Origin of the sequence: Lactobacillus sp. UMNPBX19 (assembly GCF_002553805.1) — a bacterium.
Classification (GTDB): Bacteria; Bacillota; Bacilli; order Lactobacillales; family Lactobacillaceae; genus Lactobacillus.
Genome location: NZ_PCYR01000158.1, coordinates 1 through 371, shown reverse-complemented (window position 1 = coordinate 371; position 371 = coordinate 1). Strand labels below are relative to the sequence as shown.

The 371-nt window shown below is 50.1% G+C and carries 1 protein-coding gene; it reads left to right on the top strand.

Annotation, left to right across the window (positions count from 1 at the left end; translation table 11 throughout):
- A partial coding sequence (locus CP370_RS09575) for a cation:dicarboxylate symporter family transporter (RefSeq protein ID WP_143467915.1) occupies positions 1-138 on the top strand: 138 nt, incomplete at its 5' end.
- Between the last annotated feature and the right edge of the window lie 233 nt (positions 139-371).

Sequence of the window (371 nt, the reverse complement as noted above, 5' to 3'; positions counted from 1 at the left end):
GCTGGTGTGGACCGGATCATCGATATGGGCCGGACGGCAGTAAACGTGGTAGGAAATTCGCTGGCAGCCATCATAATGGGCAAGTCCGAAGGTGAATTCGACGAAGAAAAACACCGGGAGTATGTGGGAAATTTATAGAGAGCGGAAGCCCCTGGGCAGCTTTTGAGGATTAACGGAAATAGGGAACTAATCGCGATTTAGGCGATTGGTTCCCTATTTTGGTTAACCGGAGAAAGCTAGGGGCTGGAGCTCATTTCGACTACGCAGCAGAGAAGCGTAACGGAATTGAGGTACAATCGCGATTTAGGCGATTGACGGCGGGATTTTATTAACCGGAAGAAGTTGGGTTGTGGAGCACGTTTAGGCTGTGC